The following is a 21,540-nucleotide window of genomic DNA, read 5'->3' on the forward strand; positions in this document are numbered from 1 at the left end:
GAGCCCTTAGTCGTCGTTCTTCACTGCCGGATGGCCCTCGAGCAGTTCCCGGATGCGCCGCCAAGCGTTGCGCGTGCCCTCGCCGCCGAGCTCCGAGCGGATCGCCGCGGCTTTCATCGCCGGCCTTTCCACGATTCGTACCCTCATCGCGTTACCCGCCTCCTTAGGATCCCTCCGGGACGTAATCCTGCGTAATCATGACGACGTTGCCGTCCACGTCGCGGATGTTGAAATACGCGACCGACGGAAGCCGCTGAATGTCGTGCACGACTTCAAACCCGCATTCGACCGCTTCGCGCTTCGCCCGTTCGATGTCGTGCGTGCCCAGCTTCAGCGCCGGTCCGAGCTCTAATACCGGCACATTCGCCATGCCGTTCGAATCCAGCATGAGATTCGTCCCGTTATCGAGCCGGAAGAGATGCAGATGGCCGTACCGGTCCTCGTCCCGAACCTGCAGGCCCATCAGCTTGGCGTAACGCTCGACCGCGCCCCCCAGGTCGCGCACCCGCAGGATGCCGGCGTCGAGCTTCGGCTGTATACTGCAATGCGCCTTGGCGCCGTCCACCCCGCCGAACGCCAGATGGTAGCCGTCCGGATCTTCGACGACGAATTCCTTCCAGGGCCCGAAGTCCTCATACACGATCGGCTCCCGGGCGAACTTGGCTCCTTTGCTCTCGAATTCCGCGTACAAGGCATCGAGTCCGGCCCATGTATCGGTGTAGCCCTGCACGTCGATGCCGGTATCCGCGCCGCTCTCCGGCGGGTTCGGTACCGGCACGAAGCCATCCGGCGCCTGATGCAGCTTCAGCGCCATGCCGTTCAGTCCGTCCCGCTCGGCCCACCAGTCGGTTACGTCGAAGCCGAGCACCTCCCGGTAATACCGCCGCGACCGGGCAAGATCGGATACGACGAGCACGCTCAGCGAGCTGCCGATTTGTTTTCCCATTCCTTTACCGCCTCCATTTGCCGAATATAAGAAGAACCGACGGGCGCCCTCATTGCGGCAGGACGAGCCCGCAGTTTTTCCAAATGAATCCCGGCATTGCGCCGGAATGCGAATGTATATTCGCCTTTTTAAATGGAAATTCCTGCTAACCCTTCAAAATAATTGTGACCGACGATCCGCTGCCGGTTCGGCCGACTCCCAAGCGTCCGGATGATGGCATGAAAAAACCGGGAGCCGCAACGGCTCCCGGTTCAATTTCACGCCGCTTCCCGCCTGTCGGGCGGCAGCAGGATGGCAAGCAGTCCGAGCAGCGGCAGGACGCTCGAATAGTTCATGACCTTGCCGAGTCCCCACGCCTCCGCCGCGTTGCCGAGGACGATGGCGCCGAGCGCCCCCATGCCGAAGGCGAGGCCGGTGATCAGCCCGGACGCCATCCCGACGTTGTTCGGGATCAGCTCCTGGGCATATACGACGCTGACCGAGAAGCCGGACATCAGGATGAAGCCGAGCACGAAGCTGACGGGATAAACCCAGCCGAGCGGCATATGCGGCAGCAGCAGCGCGAACGGCGCCGCGCCTCCGACCGAGAAGATGATCATCTTCTTGCGTCCGAACCGGTCCGCCAGCACGCCGCCGAAGAACGTGCCCAGCACGCCCGCGGCCATGAACAGGAAGATCGGCACCTGGGCCGCTTTGACCGACAAGCCGTACTTCTCTTCCGCGAAGAAGTTATAGAAGCTGGAGATGCCGCTGACATACCAGGACCGCGCGAAGACGAGCAGCACCAGGATCGTCATGGCGAACGCGATAACGGACCGCCCTCTGCCCGCGGCCCCGTTCACGGTCCCCGCGGACTTTGCCTTCTTGACCGGTTTGCCGTGTTCGTTCAGCTGCGTTTTGTACCACGGCACGACGCGCAGCAGAATCGCGATGGCCGCCGCGGCCAGCAGCGTTCCCCAGACCGCGCCGGGCTGGCCGAGCGGGATGAAGACGAAGATCGTCATGAGCGGGGCGAGCGAGCTGCCCGCGTTGCCTCCGACCTGGTAGATGGACTGCGCGAGTCCGCGCCGGCCGCCGGCCGCGAAGTAAACGACGCGCGAGCCTTCCGGATGGAATACCGCGGAGCCGAGGCCGACGAACACGACCGCCAGCAGCACGAAGGAAAAGCCCGGCGCGTACGCGAGGCCCGCCATGCCGAGCAGGCTCAGGCCCATTCCGATCGGCAGCATCCACGGCATGGGCCGTTTATCCGAGAAATAACCCACGACCGGCTGCATGACGGAAGACGTCATGTTGAGCGTGAACGCGATCCAGCCCATCTGCCCGTACGTCAGATGGAGCGAATCCTGTAACACCGGGAACAGCGCGCTTACGACCGCTTGCATCGTATCGTTCAATAGATGTACGGAGCTGATCGCGAACAGAATGGCATAGACCGTTCCCGTCCGCAATGCAGCCGTACGTGCCGAAGCAGTTGTCATCTTGCTTTACCGCCTTTCGCGCGTGACCTCCAAGCCTGTCTTTCCGCTTTTCGTGCGTCTATCTGCTACCATAGCATAGCGGGAAAGGGGTGACAATTATCCGATTCTCAGGTTTTCGGGTTAAAATGACGCCCTCGGTCGACCATCCTGCCCCGCAGGCGCATGCAGCTCACGATGTTTGGGAACCGAGGGAAAATCAAGACCGCAAAATGGAAGCGCACACATTGACACCTCTATGGTCCGGGTTTATGCTTGAATAGACAAAGTTGTAAAAATAAGTATCCCATTATTCCATGATGAAGGGAGTACACTTCCTGCATATGGCTCACCCGACGCTATCAAAACGCCGGCGTAATCTTGCGGGGCGCGCCGCCGCCCTATGCGCCGCCCTCTCGCTGCTTGCCGGCTGCTCGCTGCTGCCGAACGAAGAAGAACCGCTCGATCCGCCCGCGCTGACCAGCAAAGCCGCCGTCCACGAGACGTCGCCCGTCACCCGCGGCAACATGGAGCTATACCTCTCCTCCACGGCGTCGGCCGTGTCCGAGGTCAATCAAACCGTCTCGTTCCCGGAGTCGGGCGGCATCCTCAAGAAGCTTTACGTCAGCGAAGGCGATACCGTCAAGGCGGGCGCGCCGATCGCGGAGCTGGACACCGGAGACCTGCCGATACGGCTGAAGCTGCAGGAATTGACCGTCGAGCAGCGCAGCCTCCGCTACCAGGACGCCGTCAAGCAAGATTCGGACAAGGATGCGATCGCCTTGGCGAAAATCGACCTCGAAGCGGATCGGCTGCAGCTGAACGCGCTGAAGGAGCAGTACCGCAAAGCGCTGCTCTTCGCGCCGGCCGACGGGCTGGTCACGTACCTGAACGACCTGAAGCCGGGCGAAGCGGTGGAAGCCAATGTCGCGATGGCAGTCGTCTCGGACCCCGCGAAAGTCAATTTCGTCTATGACGCCACCGACGCCACGAAAATCCGTTCGGTGCAGAAGGGCGCCGAGGTCGCGCTTACGCTCGACAAGAAATCGTATGCGGGCTCCGTCATCCAAACGCCGGCCACCGCGCCGAAAAGCGACGACGACGCCGTGAACCGACGCAACGCCAAGTCGCTCGTCATCGCTTTGAAGGATGCGGGCGCGCCCGTTCAGATCGGCACCTACGCCGACTTCAAGCTGTTCATCGAGAAACGCGACAACGTGCTCATCATTCCGCGCGAAGCCTTGAAAACCATGTTCGGCCGCGACTATGTCGAGACGATCGAGAACAGCCGGGTGAAGGAAGTCGACATCGAGGCCGGATTGAAGACGAGCAATCAGGTCGAGGTCCTCAAAGGCTTGGAGGAAGGCCAAGGCGTCGTCATCGATAATTAATCGCTCGCATGCGCGGCCGAAGGGCAGCCGATGGCGTCAGCGAGAATAGCAATCGAAATAAGAAGCCCCCATCAACGACCGAAAAACAAATAGCGAACACAAAGAAGCGCCTCGGCGGGCGGCATGCGATGCATGCCTTCCGCGCCGAGGCGCTTGTTCGTTATTCGGACAGGCCGGTCAACGTAAAGCGAAAACCGTACGTCCGGTTCGCGTGCAGCACGTATTCCGGATGCGCCTTCGCGCCCCAGCTGTCGTCGCCGCCGACGCCCATTTGCTTGTGGTTGATGCGCACGACCGTTTTGTCGCTGGCCGGCAGTTTGTAGGCATGGTCATGGGCTTCCAGCTCGAACGGCGTGTACGGCAAGGCGTTCAGCTCGATCAGCGGCTCGCCCGTGACGTGCAGCGAGGCGCCCTGGCCGTTGCCGACCGATGCGCTGCGGACGCCGACCTTGTTGCCGCATTCCTGCGGACGCAGGTACGGCACGAACTGCTCCGCGACCGTGCCGGCGTAACGGCCGAGCTTGGCGCCGTGCTGGCGGTCCCAGTACGATTCATGCGGTCCTTTGCCGTACCATTCCAGCCGGTCGAACGACCCGTCCATCGTCAGCATCAGGCCGATCTCCGGGATTTCCGGCAGGCCTTCGCCCGGAACCAGCTGCAGGCCGACCTCGATGGCGCCGCTGCTCAGGATGGCATACGACACCGAACACCGGGATTCCGTCGTCGTCGGCAGCGTGAATTCGGCATGCACCGTCACGCGGTCCGCCTGCGGCTCCCAGCTCAGCTCGCGTAGCTTGCGCTCTTCGCCCGCGGAACGCCAAGTCACGCAGCGCTCGTGATGCTTGTTGCCGCGGTCGTTGTCCGTGTACGCGCGCCAGAAGTTCGGCGCCAGCGCGCCGCGGATCAGCTCCGTGCCGTTCACGTTGTACGACGCGAGGCTGCCGTTCGCCTGATCGACGGCGACGGAGAAGCCTTCGCCTCGGACGACCAGCTTGCCGCCGTCCTCCGCGATCTCGAGCGCGCCCGGACGGCGCTTCGCGCGTCCGACGCTCGCTGTCGCCTGCTCCGCCTCCGGCAGCACGAATTGCTCGAAGGCGACTTCATGGCCGGCGTCGGCCCACGGCGAATCGGACTTCGTCAGCAGGCTCACGGTCAAGACCGCTTCGCCGTCCTCGCGGCTGCGCTCCGGCAGCGGGATCGCGATCTCGGCGGATTCGCCGGGCGCCGCCGACACGTGCATGGTTCCGCTCGCCGCTTCGACGCCGTCAAGGGCGACGGACCATCGCAGCGCGAACGCGTCCAAGTCGGTAAAGAGGTTCTTGTTCAGCAGGCTTACGGCGCCGCGGCTCAGATCCACGGCCGCGATCGTCGCGTTCTGGTAGCACTGCTTCACTTCCATGAGCTTCGGCGATACCGAACGATCCGCGAAGATCAGCCCGTTGCCGCAGAAATTGCCGTCATGCGGCTGCTCGCCGAAATCGCCGCCGTACGCCATATACGGGTCGCCGTCCGCGTTCGTCGATAGAATCGCCTGGTCGATCCAGTCCCAGATAAAGCCGCCCTGCACGAGCGGAAGCTTGTCGAACAGCTCCGTGTACAGATGCAGGCCGCCGACGGAATTGCCCATGGCATGGCTGTATTCGCACAGGATGAACGGCTTCGGCGAATTCGGATGCGAGCCGTACTCCGCCACTTTCGCGGGCGAAGAGTACATGTGGCTCTCGATATCCGACGCCGCGTCGGACGGCCGCCACTGCGTGACGCCCTCGTAATGGACGACCCGCGACGGATCCGCCTCGCGCAGGAAATCGTGCATGCGGACGAAGTTATCGCCGCCGAACGATTCGTTGCCGAGCGACCAGATGACGATCGAAGGATGGTTCTTGTCGCGCTGCAGCATGGAATTGGCGCGGTCGAGCACGTTGGCCGTCCAGGCCGGATCGCTGCCTGGCACGAAGTTCGGCTTCAGCACCGGCGAGTTGTATTCCCAGCTGCCGTGCGTCTCCAGGTTCGTCTCGTCGATGACGTACAGGCCATACTCGTCGCACAGCTCGTACCAGAGCGGGTTATTCGGATAATGCGACGTCCGCACCGCGTTGATGTTGTGCGTCTTCATCAGCTTCACGTCCGTCAACATGTCCTCGTAGCCGAGCGCCCGTCCGGTGCGGCTGGAAAATTCGTGGCGGTTGACGCCCTTGAAGACGATGCGCTTGCCGTTGATCAGCATCAGCTTGTCCTTGATCTCGAACTTGCGGAAGCCGATCCGCGAGCTGACGGTTTCCAGCAAGCGTCCTTCGCCGTCCTTCAAGCCGAGGACGAGCGTGTACAGATTCGGCTGCTCGGCGCTCCATTTGAGCGGATTCGCCACGTTCGCGGACGCTTCGATCTCGAGCTCAGCCGCGCCGCTTCCGAGCGCGGCATGGACCGTGATCGGCTGCGGCAGCACGGCTTGGCCGCCGCCGTCGTACAGCTGCGCCTCGAGCGTCACCGTGCCGAGGTCCTGCTCGAAGTAATTCAGGATCGTCGCGTTCAGCTTCAGCTCCGCGTCCCGGTACGCCTCGTCCAGCTCCGTCACCGCGAAGAAATCGTACACGTGCGCTTTAGGCGCGGTATACAGATACACGTCCCGGAAGATCCCGCTCATTCGCCAGAAATCCTGGTCCTCGAGCCAGCTCGCATCGCACCAGCGATAGACTTCCACGGCCAGCTTGTTGTCGCCCGCGCGCAGATACGGCGTCAGGTCGAACTCCGCGGGCGTGAACGTATCCTCGCTATAGCCGACGAGCTCGCCGTTCACCCAGACGTAGAAGGCGGACTCGACGCCTTGGAAGCTGATGAACACCGGCTGGCCTTCCCAGCCGTCCGGCACCGCGAAGCTGCGCACGTACGAGCCCACGGGATTGTATTTGGTCGGCGCGAACGGCTGCACGAGCTCCTCGGACGCTTCCCACGGATAGCGGATATTCGTATATTGCGGATAATCGTATCCCTGCAGCTGCCAGTGCGCGGGAACCTTGATCTCGTCCCAGCCCGCGTGGTCGAAGCCGTCTTCATAGAAGTTAACGATGCGCTGCGACGGATTCTCCGCGAACGCGAATTTCCACATGCCGTTCAGCGACGAATAACTGCGGGATGCCGCGCGATCGCCCTGCAGCGCCTCTTCGACGGAGTCGAACGGCATGAGCGTCGCGTGCGCTTTCATCCGGTTCAGCTCGAAAATTTCCGGGTTGTTGTTCCACTCCGGATAACCGTTGGCCGGCGGGGTATACGTGAATTTCGACTTCAAGGAAGCACCTCTTTTACGGGATTTAAGCGTTCACCCCTACTGTATATGAGGTCCGCCGTAGCGTAAATATAAAATAAGCGCGGGCAAATAGCTAATAATGGCGGTCTCCCGGCAGACATGCGAAAACGGCCGGACAGGGAGCGAGTCCCTGTCCGGCCGTTCCTTCAAAGCCGACTTTTATATGGCAGCGCCAGTGTCTGCTTCATCACGGTTCGAATACTATTCGAAGCGCAGCGCTTCGATCGGCCGCAGGCTGGAAGCCTTGTTCGCCGGGAAGAGGCCGAACACGACGCCGATGAAGACCGAGAAGCCGAACGCGAGGCCGATGACCGGGAACGAGACGACGACGGTCATGCTCGCGAATTTCTGCAGCAGCTGCGCCGTCCCGAGGCCGATCGCGATGCCCAGGACTCCCCCCAGGCCGCTCAGCGCGATCGCCTCGATCAGGAATTGGGTCAGGATATCGCGCTTCTTCGCCCCGATCGCTTTGCGGATGCCGATCTCCCGCGTCCGCTCCGTGACGGACACGAGCATGATGTTCATGATGCCGATGCCGCCGACGAGCAGCGAGATCGCGGCGACGCCGCCGAGCGCGAGCGACAGCGTATCCGAGATGCTGCTGAACGAATCCAGCAGATCCTGCTGGTTGAACACGCGGTAGCTGTTCGTGTCGCCGCGGAACTTCTTGCCGAGCGCGGTTTCGAGCTCGGTCATGACCGCGTCCATCTTGTCAGCGTCGGCCACCTGGACGTTGATCGACTTGACGCCCTTGGACTTGAACAGCCGTTCGGACGTCGTGATCGGAATGATGACGATCTCGTCGTTGGAGCCGGTCAGCGAGCTGCCCTTCGTCTCCAGCACGCCGACGACCTTGTAGCGCACGCCGTTGATCAGGAACGTCTGCCCGACGGCATCGGCCGTCCCGAACAGGTCCGTCGCCGTCGTCGAGCCGAGCACCGCGATCTTCTGGTAATAATCGAGATCGATCTGCGCGACGAACCGGCCTTCGGCGACGCTGTAGTCCTTAACGTCCAAGTAATCGGCCGTCGAGCCGACGACGCTGACGCTCGTGCTTTCGCTGCCGTTCTTCACGGTCGCGTTCGACTGGTTGTACGGCGCGGCGAACTCGATGTCTGACGTATTCGTGATGTCTTCCGCTTCCTTGTAATCGAGCGTCGTCTTGGAGCCGCGTCCCGTGATGCTCACGGTCAGCAGGTTCGTGCCGAGGCTCTGCACCTGATCGGTGACCTGCTTCGTCGTGCCTTGGCCGACGCCGACGAGCGCGATGACCGCAGCCACGCCGATGATGATGCCGAGCATGGTGAGCAGGGAACGCATCTTGTTCGCGAGTATGCTTTTAGCCGCCATTTTGAAGGCTTGACTGACGTTCACGTCTCTCACCGCCTTCTTCGCTGATTTGACCGTCCTGGATGCGAACGACACGTCTTGCCTGCTTGGAAATGGCGATGTCATGCGTGATCAGAACGATGGTATGGCCGAGCTTGTTCAGCTCCTGCATGAGCACCATGACTTCGGCGCCCGTGCGCGTATCGAGCGCGCCCGTCGGTTCGTCGGCGAGCAGGATCGGCGGATTGCCCGCCAGCGCCCGCGCGATGGCGACGCGCTGCTGCTGTCCTCCGGACAGCTCGCTCGGCTTGTGGCGGACGCGTTCCTCGAGCCCCACCTTCGTCAGCGCCTCGATCGCCTGCTCCTTGCGCTGCTTCGCCGGCACGCCGCGGTAGATCAGCGGCAGCTCCACGTTCTCGAGCGCGGACAATTTGTTGAGCAGGTTGAAGCCTTGGAAGATGAAGCCGATCTTCTGGTTGCGGATCTCCGCCAGCCGGTTCTCGCGAAGCCGGCTGACTTCCTCGCCGTCCAGCCAGTATTTGCCCGACGTCGGTCCGTCCAGGCAGCCGATGACGTTCATGAGCGTCGACTTGCCGGAGCCGGAGGGGCCGATAATGGCCAGAAAATCGCCGTGATCGACGCGCAGCGAAATCTCGTTCAGCGCATAAACGGTTTCGCCGCCCATCTTGTACTGCTTCGACAGCGATTCGATCCGAATCAACGGTTCGCGCGTCGCTTCCATTACCTTGTACCCCCGCCGCCGGCCGCGCGCGTCGTCGCACCGCCGGCACGGCCTCCGCCGCCGCCTCCGAAGCCGCCGCCGCCAAAACCGCCGCCGCCCCCGAAGCCGCCCGCGCCCCCGAAGGTTGCGCCGCCGAGGCCGCCGAAGCCGCCTGCTCCGAGACCGGCCTGCTGCTGGTTCGAGGAAGAAGTCACGACGGTCGGCAGGATGACGCGGTCGCCTTCCGAGAGTCCCGACAGCACCTCGATGTAATCCTCATTGTGGATGCCGACGGTAATGACGACCGGCGTTCCCGTGCCGAAACGGCTGTTCGCGCTGCTGGTTCCGCTGCGGTTGCTGCCTGCGCGGCCCGCAAAGCCGCCTTGGCCTCCCGCAGCGGCGTAGCCGCCTCCGCCGCCGCCCGTATAGCCGCCTTGGCCGCGTCTGCCGCCGCCCTGACCGCCGCCGTATCCGCCTGCGCCTTGACCTTGGCCACCTGCTGCTCCTTGGCCTTGCGCTCCTCCCTGACCTTGGGCGCCTTGACCGTCGGCCGCGCCTTGACCGCCAGAAGCTCCCGCGCCTGACGCGCCTTGGCCTTGCGCTCCGCCTTGGCCTTGAGCGCCTTGGGCGCCTTGACCGCCGGCTGCGCCTTGGCCTTGTCCGCCAGCCCCGGCTTGACCGCCGCCCTGGCCTTGAGTTCCTTGGCCGCCAGCGGCAGCGGCTCCCGCGCCTGACGCGCCCGTTCCCGTGCCTGAACCCGTGCCGCCAGCTGCCGCCGGCACGAACACCATGTACCGGTTGCCGAGCGATTGCACCGCGTCGATCGGCAGCATCAGCGTGTTTTCTTTCTTCTCGACCTCGATGCTCGCTTCGGCCGACATGCCGCTCTTCAGGCCGTCCGCTTTATCCAGCGCGACCGTTACGTCGAACGACGCGACGCCGTTGCTGGCCGTTCCTTCGTCGGCGATTTTGACGACCTTGCCGGTGTAGGATTTGTCGGCAAGCGCCTCGACGGAGATCGTCGCGGTTTGGCCGTTTTTCACTTTGGCGATGTCCAGCTCGTCGATGCCGACGACCATTTGAAGCTTCGCGTAATTCGAGATAGCCATCAGCTCGGTGGACGGATTCAGCGAATCGCCCGCCGCCACGCTCAGCGTCGTGATCGTGCCGTCGATCGGCGAGGTGATCGTGCTGCCGGTCTCCGCGTCCTGCAGATCCGCGATCTCCGCGCGCGTCTGGTCGATTTGCAGCTGCATCTTCTTCAAACTCAGCTTGATGCTGTCGATCCCGGCATCGTCCGTCGCGGTCTTCAGCTTGTTCTGCGTGTCCGCCAAATCGAGCAGCTGGCTTTCGAGGTTCAACTGATCCGACTTGATCTTGTCGCCGTTGTCCTCGCCTTCGATCGTGAGGAGCACGTCGCCCTTCTTGACGACCGCGCCTTCCGCCACGTTGACTTTCTCTACGGTACCCTGTCCGGATGCTTTGACGGTCGCTTTATCGATCGGCGCCAAGCTTCCCGTGCCGCTGACGCTCACCTCGATCGTCCCCTTCGTGACCCGCGCCGTCTGCACCACCGGAGCCGCAGCCGTCTCCTTCGTGTCCCGCTTCAAATAATAGACGACCCCGGCGGCAACGATCAGCACGCCGATTCCAAGCAGCCACCATTTTCTCATTGTCCGTTACCTGCCTTTCCCGTATTGCCCGCGTTTGCCGGATTGCCTGCATTTGCCGGATTAAATTGAAGCCTGATGTACTGCGCCGTCTTATTGTCGGAACCGAGCCATACCATGAGAATGTCGCCCGCCTGCAGATCGGCCGCTTTCATCGTATCGGTCGTGACGCCGTTCTGCCCGCGTCCGAACTTCACGATCTCGGTGTCGGCATTCACGGGAACGGTAATCTGTTCGTCCGCGAACTTCATCTGATTCGCGAAGCCTCCGCCTCCGGGACGTCCGCCCGGCCTGCCGCCTTGGCCCTGGCCTTGATCGCCGGTTCCTTGGCCGCCGGCAGATTGACCTCCGCCGGTTTGTCCGCCAGCCGCCGGCTGGTTGCCGCCGCCTTGACCGTCAGCCGTCTGGCCTTGGCCGCCTTGGCCTTGACCGCCGGTCCCGCCCGCTCCGCCGGTCCCGCGCTGCCAATTGCCCCGCTGGCCGCCGGCGCCTCCGCCGCCTTGTCCCTGGCCTTTGGCGCCCTCGCCGCCCTGCGGGCGTTGGCCGCCTCCGCGTCCGCCGCCGAAGGACGGCATATCCGCCGGGGACATCGTCGATTTCTGCACGATGATGGAATCGCCGGACACCTTCACCACCTTGGCGAAATAATCGGCCGTCCGGTCGGGCTGCTGCGGTCCGCTGCCGCCGCTGTCCGTTCCCTGCGCCGCTGCTGCTCCGCCGTTCGAGCTTTGGACGTCGGCTTGTCCGCCGTCCGCGGATTGCGTATCGTTTTGCGCGCCGCATCCGGCAAGCATGACCGAGATCAACATCGCGGCCGCCATCAATTTTATGCTTGAGCGTTCCATAAGGTTTGGTATCCACCTCTCTGATTCGTCTATCGCCTCCCACATTAGCAAACATAAATGAAATCCGTGTGAAGACGGCATTCGCGGACGAAGCGCGCGCAAAAAAACCGGCGGGAACTTTCGTTCCGGCCGGCCTTCAACCAAGCGTTTCCGTGACGCGCGACGTATGATCAGACGATCGTGAATTCGGGATGGACTTTATCGAAATTCGGGTTCTCGCCGCAAACCATCAGCCCCATGCCCCAATCGAAATGCTCCTTGGTCGTCGGGAAGTCCGTCGCGCTGCGGTATTGGAACAGCACGTTGCGGCGGTTGCGGTCGCTGCGGTTTTGCGGCGAGCCGTGAATCGTCAAATAATTGAAGAACAGCACGTCGCCCGCTTCCGCGATGCAAGGCACGCCGTCCGACACCGGATATTCCTTCGCGTTCAGGTAATGTCTGCCTACGTGCGGCAGCGTACCTTGTTTATGGGAGCCCGGCATAACGTGCAGGCAGCCGTTTTCCACGTTCGCGTCGTCCAAGTGAACGCTTGCCGCAAGCATGGTATGCTTCTCGTGCGGGAAGTATGGCGCATCCTGGTGCATCGGGAACGCGGCGCCGTTTTCCGGCGGCTTCACGAGCATCTTGGAATGGTGGAGCTGCACGTTCGGTCCGATCAGCTGCGACAATACGGACGTCATATTCGGATGCATCAGCGCGCGCAGGAACGAGGCGTCATGGTAATGCACGTCATGGAACCCTTTCAGCACGAGCTTCTTCAGCTCTTCCGGCGGAAGGAAATCGCCCTGCCACTGCGCGTTGTGATCGCGGTTCGCCTTCGCGGCGCGATCGATGATGGCGCCGACCGCCGTGCGCATCTCTTCGACCTCCTGCCGGTTGAACACGCCTTTCACGAGCAGGTACCCTTGTTCATTGTAAAAATCGACGTCCTGTGGTTTAATCATCGTAATAACCTCCTAAGTTGGAATCGCTTTCCCTTGTCTTTATTGTAGACGATTCAAGGACTTGCGATCTTTAGCGAAAGAAGTCAGCTTTTTGTCTTTTGAAGACATCCTTACGATCGGAGGCAATCGGCGTATGTATCTGTGGAACGAGACCTCTACCTGGTTGAATCAATACGCGCTTCGGCCGAAGACGGCGGACGCCGTGTTCACCGTCCATTATTGGGGCGTGAGCGAGCATCTGATGTCCAATTTCCTGCATAAGCATTCCTTCTTCGAAATCTGCTACGTGCTCGGGGGCCAAGGCACCTACTTGGACGACGGGAAGCTGTTCCCTCTCGCCCCGGGAACGCTGTTCTGCTCCCGGCCGGGCATCACGCACTATATCGAATGCAAGCCGGAGCTTGCGATCCTCTATGTCGCGTTCGAGCTGGAGGAAAGCGGAAGCTCGGAAGCCGCGCGCGCCGCTTTCCAGGCGCTGTCCGAGACGGACGCGGTCGTCGTCCGGGACGGCGACGATCTCGCCGCCGCCCAATTATGGCGCGCCATGCTCCGCCGCGCCGGCGACCAAGCCTCCCTGCCGGAGTCGGTGCTGACGCAGCTCGCCGCTTCCCTCCTGACGGCCCTGCCGTCCGTCTTTACCAAGCCGCCGCAGCGGGAATGGACGGCGCCGAGGCGCAGCGCGTCCGCCTTGCTCAAGCAGGCGAAGCTGTTCATTACCGATAACCTGAACGACGACGATCTGTCGCTGGAGAAGGTAGCGGCGCAGGTCAGCGTCTCGCCCAGGCATCTCTCCCGCCTGTTCTCCTCCGGCGTTGACGAGTCGTACACCTCTTACGTCCGCAAGCAGCGCATCCGCCGGGCAGCCGAATTGCTGCGCTACACCGACCGGTCGATCAAGGAAATCGCCGAAACGACGGGCTTCGGCTCCGTGCATTATTTCACCCGCACGTTCAGCAGCATCATGAAGGTGCCGCCGGCCAGGTTCCGCGAGGACGCGCGGGTGCATGATTGACGGGCCGCCGCTCGCGAAGCCCGCGGATGTCCGGGCAACAAAAATGGCGTGCAAACCGGTGAACGGTTTGCACGCCATGGAATTCGAATATGGTCAATGTCCGGAGCGGACGGTCAGAAGAAACTGAGCAGCAGCAGGGAGTAGAGCAGCAGCATCTTGCCCCACCGTTTCTTCATGAAATCCTTGCCCCGGTGAATGCGGGATTTGACGGTGTTGACCGGAATGTTGTTCGCGCGTCCGATGTCCTCCATGGACATCTCCAGCACGTAGCGCTGGTACACGACGGTCTTGTACTTCTCGGGTAGCTTCTCGATCATCCCCGCCATCGTGGAGGCGAGCTCGCGCTCGATCACTTCGCCTTCCGGCGTCAGGGAAGCATGCGGGATGACGTCATGCAGGGACAAATTTTGGTCGGAGTGTGCCGTTACGGGCTGATCCAAAGGCAGCGGCGGGGTCTTGCGGCGGCGCAGCAAATCCAGGCAAACGTTCTTGCCGATATGGAAAATCCACGTCGAGAACCGTTTGTTCTCGTCGAAGCGGTTCAAATTCAGGTATACCTTCAAGAAAGTTTCCTGAACGACGTCCTCGCATTCCGTCTTGCTGCGGAGGATGCGATGCGCCATATGAAACAGCTTATCCTTGTAGAGCTCGACCAGCTCTTTGAAGGCCGTCTCGTCGCCTTGCCTTGACAACATCACTAACTGTGCCTCGTTCACCGCGATTCTCCTTTGCCACCCGTCATCCATCTACCTCTTATTATAACAGGAAAAAAAAGAAACGCATCTTTTATGGCATGCGTTTTTTGTGACTTTTGTAAAGGAAGTGTTAACGGAGAGCGATCGGCGGCAGGTTGCATGAGTGCTGGTAATTAATCTGGCCAGGAAAATTCGTATCGTGCACCAACTTTTAATGCAGGATTGCGCGCAGTTTTATGGAATGAATTACCGGGAGAATTCATGCAGACACCATTTAATAATGTGATCAGATAAATTGAGACTAAAAATAAACGAAGAGTCGGTGCGGTGCATGAGTTATGATGTGAGGTTTTTCAAACTTCCCGGCTGGGATCGACAAGCATCACGAAGGATACTTGATTACCGACAGCTGCGCCATTACTTTTTATTTTCCTGACACCGAAACGGTTCGAATCTTGACTTTAAGTATTTCGGGTAACGAAGAAGCCTTCGAATTCATGAGTGCTTTGCATGAGCGCACCGGCTGGAGCGCAGCGGATGAAGTATTGATTGATTTCGATGAAGATTCCACAAGTGGTCTCCAATATTGGAGAGGTACGCTGGATGTTATACGAGAACACGCCGGACTTATGGTTAATGAACGATCTGGAACAAACAAACATTGGTGGCAGTTCTGGAAATGACGTTTCCGGGTTTGAAGAATGAGCTGCCGTCCGCGAGAAGCGCGTTGCCGCGCTTGACCCGGGCTTCAACCGGGACGGGCTCCGTGGGAACGCGCATCTCGTTTCCGGAACGTTTGCGAGCAACGATGATCGCCGAATAAAACAGCCTTAGTTCGGCGGTCGCCGAGCTAAGGCTGTTTTTGTCGCGTTATCCAAATCTCCCTATTCCTCGTACACCTCGAACTCCGAGAACTGCGCGGCCGGCCAGGCCGAATTGCTTCGGACGACAAGCCGCACATGCCGAACCGGTGCCCCGTCGAGCTTGATTTCGACCGTGTTGCCCGCTGCCGGGTCGAACGCATAGCCCTGCTCGGGAGCCAGCGGCTTGAACGTCTTCCCGTCATCGCTGCCTTCGATCGCCACCTCCTGCACGCGCGATTCCCACGCGTCCATCGGCGGCAGCTTGAGCACGAGACGCCCGACCTTGCGCGAACTGCCGAGATCGACGGTCAAGCTTTGCGGGAATTTGCCGCTGGCGCTTTCCCAATAAGTGAACGGGTCGCCGTCGACGGCCAGCTTTGCCGTCAGCTCCGCGTTCGCATCCGTATCGGACGCCGCTTGCCGCCGGAGCGCGAGGTTAACGGAAGTCGCCGCCTTCTTGAACGGCACGTCCCGAACGGCGCTGATTGCGTCCGCGGGCGTCAGCGCGACGTATGCGGCGCGCTTGCCCGATAGGTTGGCGATGAAATCCACCTGCAGCCAATCGTCCTGCTCGCGCACGGGAATATCCGCGATCTTCGCGCCGTCCGCCGCATACGCGGCCGCGGCGGCGTGCTTCCAGCCTTTCATCGTCTTCACCCGCAGCGTCGTGTCGGCGCCGAGCGGCTGATAGACGCGAATGTCCTTCTTGCCCCGCACTTCCGCCAGCAGATGCTCGCCGGGATCGAGGTCGAAGCCGTTGTAGCGGACGTAGCTGCCCGCGCGGACATCGCCGTCATGCGACCGGATATCGAAGCCGCCGCCGGACAACGTCGTCTGATCGTCCATGCTGTACGGCTTCTCCGTATCCCAGTTGGCGATGACGGTATGCGTGCCGAATTCCGTCCGCGTCGTCGTGGCGTCGATCGCGTCGTAGCTCTTCACGACCGCGTCCGCGTAACTCGCGAGCACGTATTTCTGAAACACGCCGATGACGCCGATCCACGGATTGTTGACGCCGGTGTACAGATCGCCGCTTAGATTGTAGCCCATCGCCGCGTTCCAACGAAGCAGGTCCATGTTGTCCGTCATCGTCTCCGCGGCCAGGTCGTGCTGGAAGAGCAGCACCTTGTCGCGGAAAAGCATGCCGGCGAGCGGGTAGTAGTCCGTATAGCTGGCCGTATTCTTGCGGTAACCTAGCAGATCCCATAGATAGTTCGTGCCCATGAAGCCTATGCTGTCGTTCGCCAGGACGTCGATGCCGTCTTCCGTGTACATGCGGGTATTGAGCGTAGCGAAGTAGCTGCGCACGCCTTGGAAGTACGCCGTCCAGGGATCGGAATTCGGCGCGCCCGTCACGTTGCCCATGAACGGCGCATCGCGAATTCCCCATTGATCCTCGAAAATCCCGTCCACGCCGGCCTCCAGCAGCCGCTCGTGTTCCTTCGCGATCCGCGACATGACGAACGGATGGTTCGGGTCCATCACGTACCCGCCGTGCTCGCCGTAGTCCTCCCGCAACAGCTCTCCGTTCTGGTGCTTCACGACGATATCCGCTAGCTTCGTGCCGTCCGGCAGCTTCGCCAGCGTCGGCGAATGCACGCCCCACCAGGAAAAGTTCGTGTACGGCACGACCTGGTTGCCCTTCGTCTTGGCATGCTCGATGAACGCCTTGAACGCATCCATCCCGCCCCATCGGTCGTCCGGCGGCATGAAGTCCGGATAGTTCTCGTCATGGCCGCCCGTCTGAAAGCCGACCAAATGCACGATCCCGCTGTACGGCAGCGCATCGACGTAATCGGCAGCCAACGACGGCCAGGTCTCGTCGCCCAGCGCCGCGACGTCGAGCTTATACAGCGGAAGCTCGGCGGCATGCGCCTTCTCCGCGCCCAGCTTGTCGTCCAGGCTGCGGTACTCGTCGATCCCGTTCAAGCTGCTGTAGCTGCCGATGGAATCAGGGTAATCCCCGCCGATCTCCAGCATGACGGCCGGACTTTGCCATTTGCCTCCGGCGGCGGTCCAGGTACTGTACTCGTGCACGAAGGCGCTCTTGCCGGCGTCGTCCGTCTGACTCTTGAACCCGAGCCGCGTCGTCGCGACCTGCTTGCCGGCCAGATCGTAGAGCGCGAGATTGCCGTTCTTCGTGCGCAGCGCCGCGTACGAGGCGAACATGACGCCGGGGTATTGCCCGGCGTAGGCGTTGCCTTCCGTGAAGAACGCCGGTTTTAATTTGGCGCCCGGAAGCATCGGCAGCATGCCGTCCACGACGTCGTCCGCCGCGAATTTGAGCTCGTACGGGAACCGGAACGACTGCAGCGTATCCCCGGTCCCGTTCGCGACGGCCGCCTGCAAGGACAGCCGGTTAGTCGCGTCGAACTTGACCGTCACGTCCACCTGCAGCGGTCCGCCGTAATGCAGCGTCAGCTCCGCGCGCTTCCGGTTCCACGCATAGCCGAACTTGGCGCTTTGCGCGCCGCTGACGGAGGAATCGTCCAGCATGATCCCCTGCCAGAGCGCGCCTTGCCGGTTGCCCGACGTCAAGCGCTTGCCCGACGCCGCGTCCTTCACGTACGCAATGCCGCCGTTCTTCGCGGAAAACGCGATCTCATAGCTGTCGTTGGCGATGCGCAGCAATCCGTCATTCTCGTCGAATAGTACCGCGCGCGGCGGGAACAGCGCGCTTCGGGCCGCGAAGACCGTGGCCAGCGCCGCCAGGATCAGCGCCGCGAACAGCGCCAGTCTCGTGTTTCCACGACCTTGTTTGGCCATGGCCTATTCCACTTTGATATTGTTGTAGAACTTCTCTTGCATTTTCTTCGCGGAGCTGTCGAGTGCCGCTTTGATATCGACGTCTTTCTTGGAGAAGACGGATTGAACGTTCAGCGTCATCTCGGCGTAGTAGTCCTGCGTATTGAACTGCGCTTCCGGCTTGCCGTCCAGCAGGCTCATGATTTCCGGGCTGTATTGGTACACGTTGTCGTATTTGTCGTAGACCGCTTTTACTTTCTGGCCGTAATCGGAGTTGTCCGTGAAGTACTGGATCACCGGCGGGATGAAATATTTGTTGTCCGTCTTGCGCTGCTGGATGCTGGCTTCGACCGACTCCAGGCCTTTATCGGAGAAGTAGTCGAACGTGGCGTATTTGAAGGCCATCTCCTGTTCGTCCTTCGTCGCGTTCGGATTGATGACGAGGAAATCCCCGCCGAGCACGCCCGTGTGCTTGCCGTTCGCGTCGGCCTTCGGCATCGGATAGACGAGGATGTCCTCCGGCTTCATGCCGCCTTGGTTCAAGCCCTGGTCGACCGGACCGTCCGGACCCGCGATGACCATCGCCGTCCTGCCCTGCGCCCAAGCGCCGACCGCGTCGCCCCAGCCGAGCGCGAAGTCCTTCGGAATCGCGTTCGCTTCCCAGGCCAGCTTATGGTAGAACTCGAGCGCTTTCGCGCCGGCTTCGGAATTGAAGGCCGCCGTGACTTTGCCGCCGTCCACCGTCTGGATCTCGCCGCCCGCTTCGAACAGGAAATTCGTCCAGTTCCAGCCGGCCTCGTTGCCCTTGCCCATCGGCGCGATGCCGGAAATGCCCTTCTTCGGATCGGCCACCGCTTTCGCCGTGTTCAGCATGTCGTCCCACGTCCAGTCGTACGACGGTACCGCCACGCCCTTGTCGTCGAGCATCTTCTTGTTCACGACGGTGCCCGTCACGTAGCCCTGCTGCGCGATGCCGTACACCTTGCCGTCGATGATGAATTGGTTCTGCAGGATCGGGTTCATCTGATCCTTGAACTCGTAGCCGTTGAACAAGTCGGTAATATCGGCCGCCCAGCCGCGCTCGGCCAGGAATTTGCCTTCCGTGGCGTACGTGTTGAACAGCGTCGGCGCTTCGTTCGCGCCCATCTTGATGCCGATCTCGTTGGGATTGTACTGCCAGTCGCTCTTGACGACCTCCACGTTCGGATACTTCTCGTTGAAGCGTTTGATCTTGTCGTCTTCCAGCGCCCGCTTCTCCACGAGGTCCGGCGTCGGATAATAAATGCTGATCGTGATCTTTTTCGCCGGCGCGTCGTCAGTCGCCGCGTTGCCGCCGTTGGCCGCGGCGGCGTTGGTGCCGCTATCGGTCGCTTTCGTGCCGCCATCGTTCGCGCCTCCGTTGGCCGCTCCCGCATTGCCCGTGTTGCCCCCGTTATTTCCGTTTCCGTCGTTGCTGCCGCAGGCGGTCAATACGCCCGACAGCAAGGCGACGCTGGCAAGAATGAATGAAGCCTTGCGAAGCTTTCGCATCGTGATATCCCCTTCTCGCTTTATTTTGCCTTACACGCTCATCATAAGGGAGGCGCAGGCAAAGCAGAATGTGTATTCCTATGTCGATCATGTGCAGGTCTACGATAGACGAACGCCCTGCGGCAATGCCTTATCCCTTCACGCCGCCCATGTGAAGCCCGCGGATGATGAACCGCTGGAACAGCAGGAACACGACGATCGGCGGCAGCATGACCATCGTCAGCATGGCGAACTTCACGTTCGTGTCGAGCCTGCGCACGTTGATGACGTAATTGTAGATCGCGGTCGCGAGCGGCCGCGTCTTGTCGGTATGCATGACCAGGGACGGCCAGAACCAGTCGTTCCACGCGGTGGAGAACACGAAGATCGCGAGCGTCGAGAAGATCGGCACCGACAGCGGCAGCGCGATGCGCGCGAACAGCCGGAGATCGGACGCGCCGTCGATGCGGCCCGCTTCGAACAGCTCGTGGCTGATGCCGTCGAAGAAGTTCTTTAGCAGCAGCAGGAAGAACGCGTTGGCGCCGGCCGGCAGCCAGAAGGCCTGAAACGTATTGAGCATGCCGAGATCCTTCAAGTTCACGAAGTTCGGCACGATATACGTCGTCGGCGGAATGAACAGGGCCGCCAGGAAGAAGAAGTTGATGGCCCTGCCGTACGGGATGTTGAGCCGCGACAGGCTGAAGGCGGCGAGGCCGAGCACGACGACGGTCACGACCATGTTGCCGCCGAAGATAATGAGGGTGTTGCGGAAGAACAGCGGCAGCTCGATGTAGTTCCAGCCTTTCTTGAACGTGTCGAACGTCCAATGCTGGGGCAGGAAATGCGGCGGGAAGGAGTTGACCTCCACGTTGGATTTCAGGCTGTTGAACAAGGTTACGAGAATCGGATACAGCATCGACGCGACCATGGCGACGATGACGAGCAGCATGATGGCATATGCGATCCGGTTCGGCGTTTTCTGCAAATCGTAGCGGGATAATATTCCGCGGTCGGCGCTCTTCATCCTAATTCACCTCTCTGCTCGAAAGTCTATGCTGCAGCACCGCAAGCCCGCCGAGCACGAGGAACATCAGCACGCCGAGCGACGAAGCCGCCCCGTAGTCGAGCCGCGTGAACGCGTATTTGACGATCAGCAGCGCGTAGGTCAGCGTCGCCTGGTTGGGCCCGCCGTCGAGCATCGCCATTTGGGATTGGTAGCCTTGCGAAGTCGAGATGAGCTGCAGGACGAACAGCAGCACGATGATGTTGCGGATGAACGGCAGGGTGATGTGGCGGATGCGCTTCCATACGCCGGCGCCGTCGATCTCCGCGGCTTCGTACAGGTCGCGCGGGATGCTGAGCACGGCCGCGAGGTAGATCAGCATGGCCGCGCCGAACTGCTGCCATGTCTCCATGAAGACGAGCGAGATCATGGACCAATTCGTATCCGTCATGAAGGAGACGGGATCCGTGCCGAAGCTCGTGATGGACGCGTTGATCGGACCGACCGGATCGTAGAGCCAGCGCCACAGGCCGTACAGGACCACGACGGGAATGACGTTCGGCAGGTAGGCGGCCACGCGGACGAAGCCCTGGAACCGCTTCAGCTCGGAGATGGAGATCGCGAACACGATCGGTACCCAGAAGCCGATCACGAGGCACAGGAACATGTAGTACAGCGTGTTCTTCGTGGCGGTCCATACGTCCGGATCATGGAGAACCGTGCGGTAATTGCCGAACCCCGCGAACGAATTGCCTTTGACGAAATCGATGTGGTAAAAGCTGTACACGAATCCTTTGACGATCGGCATCCACAGAAACAGCAGGAAGATGACGACCGCCGGCACAATGAACAAATAACCCCAAATATGTTTTCTAAGTCGCGCGGTTATACGCATAGCGTCCCCTCTCTCATGCTCGTTCCTCGAAGCTCCGGCTCCGCCGCCTGCGCGGACGGCGGTCGCCGGTTCTTCGCTTCCTCTTCATTCTAGAGTCGGAGGCCCGGACTGAACATGTGCAGTTCTATGGGGATCATAGGCGATATTACTTCATGCGGCGGCTGCGAAGCCTCCCCCTAAATGATAACCGATCAGGCACGCCTCTGAGTAG

At 61.2% G+C, this 21,540-nt stretch carries 17 protein-coding genes; 3 read left to right on the top strand and 14 right to left on the bottom strand.

Annotated features, from left to right (window positions below; genetic code table 11):
- Positions 1–6 precede the first annotated feature (6 nt).
- The 3 genes from GT019_RS07910 to GT019_RS07920 all read right to left on the bottom strand — a co-directional run bounded on the left by GT019_RS07910 (position 7) and on the right by GT019_RS07920 (position 2,427).
- Positions 7–147, bottom strand: a complete 141-nt coding sequence (locus GT019_RS07910; RefSeq protein WP_161742579.1) for a hypothetical protein — start codon at positions 145–147, stop codon at positions 7–9.
- A gap of 16 nt (positions 148–163) precedes the next feature.
- Complete coding sequence (locus GT019_RS07915) at positions 164–946, bottom strand: VOC family protein (RefSeq protein ID WP_161742580.1); 783 nt, start codon at positions 944–946, stop codon at positions 164–166.
- Between the two features lie 257 nt (positions 947–1,203).
- Positions 1,204–2,427, bottom strand: a complete 1,224-nt coding sequence (locus GT019_RS07920; RefSeq protein WP_161742581.1) for an MFS transporter — start codon at positions 2,425–2,427, stop codon at positions 1,204–1,206.
- 320 nt (positions 2,428–2,747) lie between these two features.
- Here GT019_RS07920 and GT019_RS07925 point away from each other — a divergent pair, with 320 nt between their 5' ends.
- Positions 2,748–3,794: an efflux RND transporter periplasmic adaptor subunit gene (locus GT019_RS07925; protein WP_161742582.1), complete on the top strand. Its 1,047-nt coding sequence runs from the start codon at positions 2,748–2,750 to the stop codon at positions 3,792–3,794.
- Positions 3,795–3,954: 160 nt separating this feature from the next.
- On the opposite strand, the gene GT019_RS07930 is transcribed toward GT019_RS07925, so the two are convergent.
- From GT019_RS07930 to GT019_RS07955, 6 genes are all read right to left on the bottom strand, one after another.
- Entirely contained in the window at positions 3,955–7,080 is a 3,126-nt protein-coding gene (locus tag GT019_RS07930; protein ID WP_201755278.1) for a glycoside hydrolase family 2 TIM barrel-domain containing protein, read from the bottom strand.
- A 219-nt stretch (positions 7,081–7,299) separates the two neighbouring features.
- Positions 7,300–8,472: an ABC transporter permease gene (locus GT019_RS07935; protein WP_161742583.1), complete on the bottom strand. Its 1,173-nt coding sequence runs from the start codon at positions 8,470–8,472 to the stop codon at positions 7,300–7,302.
- Positions 8,438–9,169: an ABC transporter ATP-binding protein gene (locus GT019_RS07940; protein WP_161742584.1), complete on the bottom strand. Its 732-nt coding sequence runs from the start codon at positions 9,167–9,169 to the stop codon at positions 8,438–8,440. Before GT019_RS07940 ends, GT019_RS07935 begins: the two co-directional genes overlap by 35 nt.
- Positions 9,169–10,821, bottom strand: coding sequence for an efflux RND transporter periplasmic adaptor subunit (locus GT019_RS07945; RefSeq protein WP_161742585.1), 1,653 nt, complete (start codon positions 10,819–10,821; stop codon positions 9,169–9,171). The genes GT019_RS07940 and GT019_RS07945 overlap by 1 nt, the downstream gene beginning before the upstream one ends.
- On the bottom strand, positions 10,818–11,663 hold the full coding sequence (locus GT019_RS07950) for a hypothetical protein (protein ID WP_161742586.1): 846 nt from the start codon (positions 11,661–11,663) through the stop codon (positions 10,818–10,820). Before GT019_RS07950 ends, GT019_RS07945 begins: the two co-directional genes overlap by 4 nt.
- A 170-nt stretch (positions 11,664–11,833) precedes the next feature.
- Positions 11,834–12,607, bottom strand: coding sequence for a phytanoyl-CoA dioxygenase family protein (locus GT019_RS07955; RefSeq protein ID WP_161742587.1), 774 nt, complete (start codon positions 12,605–12,607; stop codon positions 11,834–11,836).
- A 133-nt stretch (positions 12,608–12,740) separates the two neighbouring features.
- Here GT019_RS07955 and GT019_RS07960 point away from each other — a divergent pair, with 133 nt between their 5' ends.
- Positions 12,741–13,619 carry a helix-turn-helix domain-containing protein gene (locus GT019_RS07960; protein WP_161742588.1) on the top strand — a complete coding sequence of 293 codons (879 nt, stop codon included), beginning with the start codon at positions 12,741–12,743 and terminating at the stop codon, positions 13,617–13,619.
- A 113-nt stretch (positions 13,620–13,732) separates the two neighbouring features.
- Here the strand turns inward: GT019_RS07960 and GT019_RS07965 are convergent, their stop codons facing one another.
- Positions 13,733–14,314, bottom strand: coding sequence for a sigma-70 family RNA polymerase sigma factor (locus tag GT019_RS07965; RefSeq protein WP_235947418.1), 582 nt, complete (start codon positions 14,312–14,314; stop codon positions 13,733–13,735).
- Between the two features lie 395 nt (positions 14,315–14,709).
- Here GT019_RS07965 and GT019_RS07970 point away from each other — a divergent pair, with 395 nt between their 5' ends.
- Positions 14,710–14,997: a hypothetical protein gene (locus GT019_RS07970; protein ID WP_161742589.1), complete on the top strand. Its 288-nt coding sequence runs from the start codon at positions 14,710–14,712 to the stop codon at positions 14,995–14,997.
- Between the two features lie 201 nt (positions 14,998–15,198).
- Here GT019_RS07970 and GT019_RS07975 read toward each other — a convergent pair whose 3' ends face one another.
- The 4 genes from GT019_RS07975 to GT019_RS07990 all read right to left on the bottom strand — a co-directional run bounded on the left by GT019_RS07975 (position 15,199) and on the right by GT019_RS07990 (position 21,329).
- The gene (locus tag GT019_RS07975) at positions 15,199–17,943 is read right to left on the bottom strand and encodes a discoidin domain-containing protein (RefSeq protein WP_201755280.1); all 2,745 of its coding nucleotides are present in this window, start codon (positions 17,941–17,943) and stop codon (positions 15,199–15,201) included.
- A gap of 3 nt (positions 17,944–17,946) precedes the next feature.
- Positions 17,947–19,452 (bottom strand): ABC transporter substrate-binding protein, encoded by a 1,506-nt coding sequence (locus GT019_RS07980; protein WP_161742590.1) that lies wholly within the window; start codon positions 19,450–19,452, stop codon positions 17,947–17,949.
- Positions 19,453–19,582: 130 nt separating this feature from the next.
- The gene (locus tag GT019_RS07985; RefSeq protein WP_161742591.1) at positions 19,583–20,455 is read right to left on the bottom strand and encodes a carbohydrate ABC transporter permease; all 873 of its coding nucleotides are present in this window, start codon (positions 20,453–20,455) and stop codon (positions 19,583–19,585) included.
- Position 20,456: 1 nt separating this feature from the next.
- On the bottom strand, positions 20,457–21,329 hold the full coding sequence (locus GT019_RS07990) for a carbohydrate ABC transporter permease (protein WP_161742592.1): 873 nt from the start codon (positions 21,327–21,329) through the stop codon (positions 20,457–20,459).
- Positions 21,330–21,540: the final 211 nt, after the last annotated feature.

It is taken from the genome of Paenibacillus glycinis, from assembly GCF_009909185.1.
Classification (GTDB): domain Bacteria; phylum Bacillota; class Bacilli; order Paenibacillales; family Paenibacillaceae; genus Paenibacillus_Z; species Paenibacillus_Z glycinis.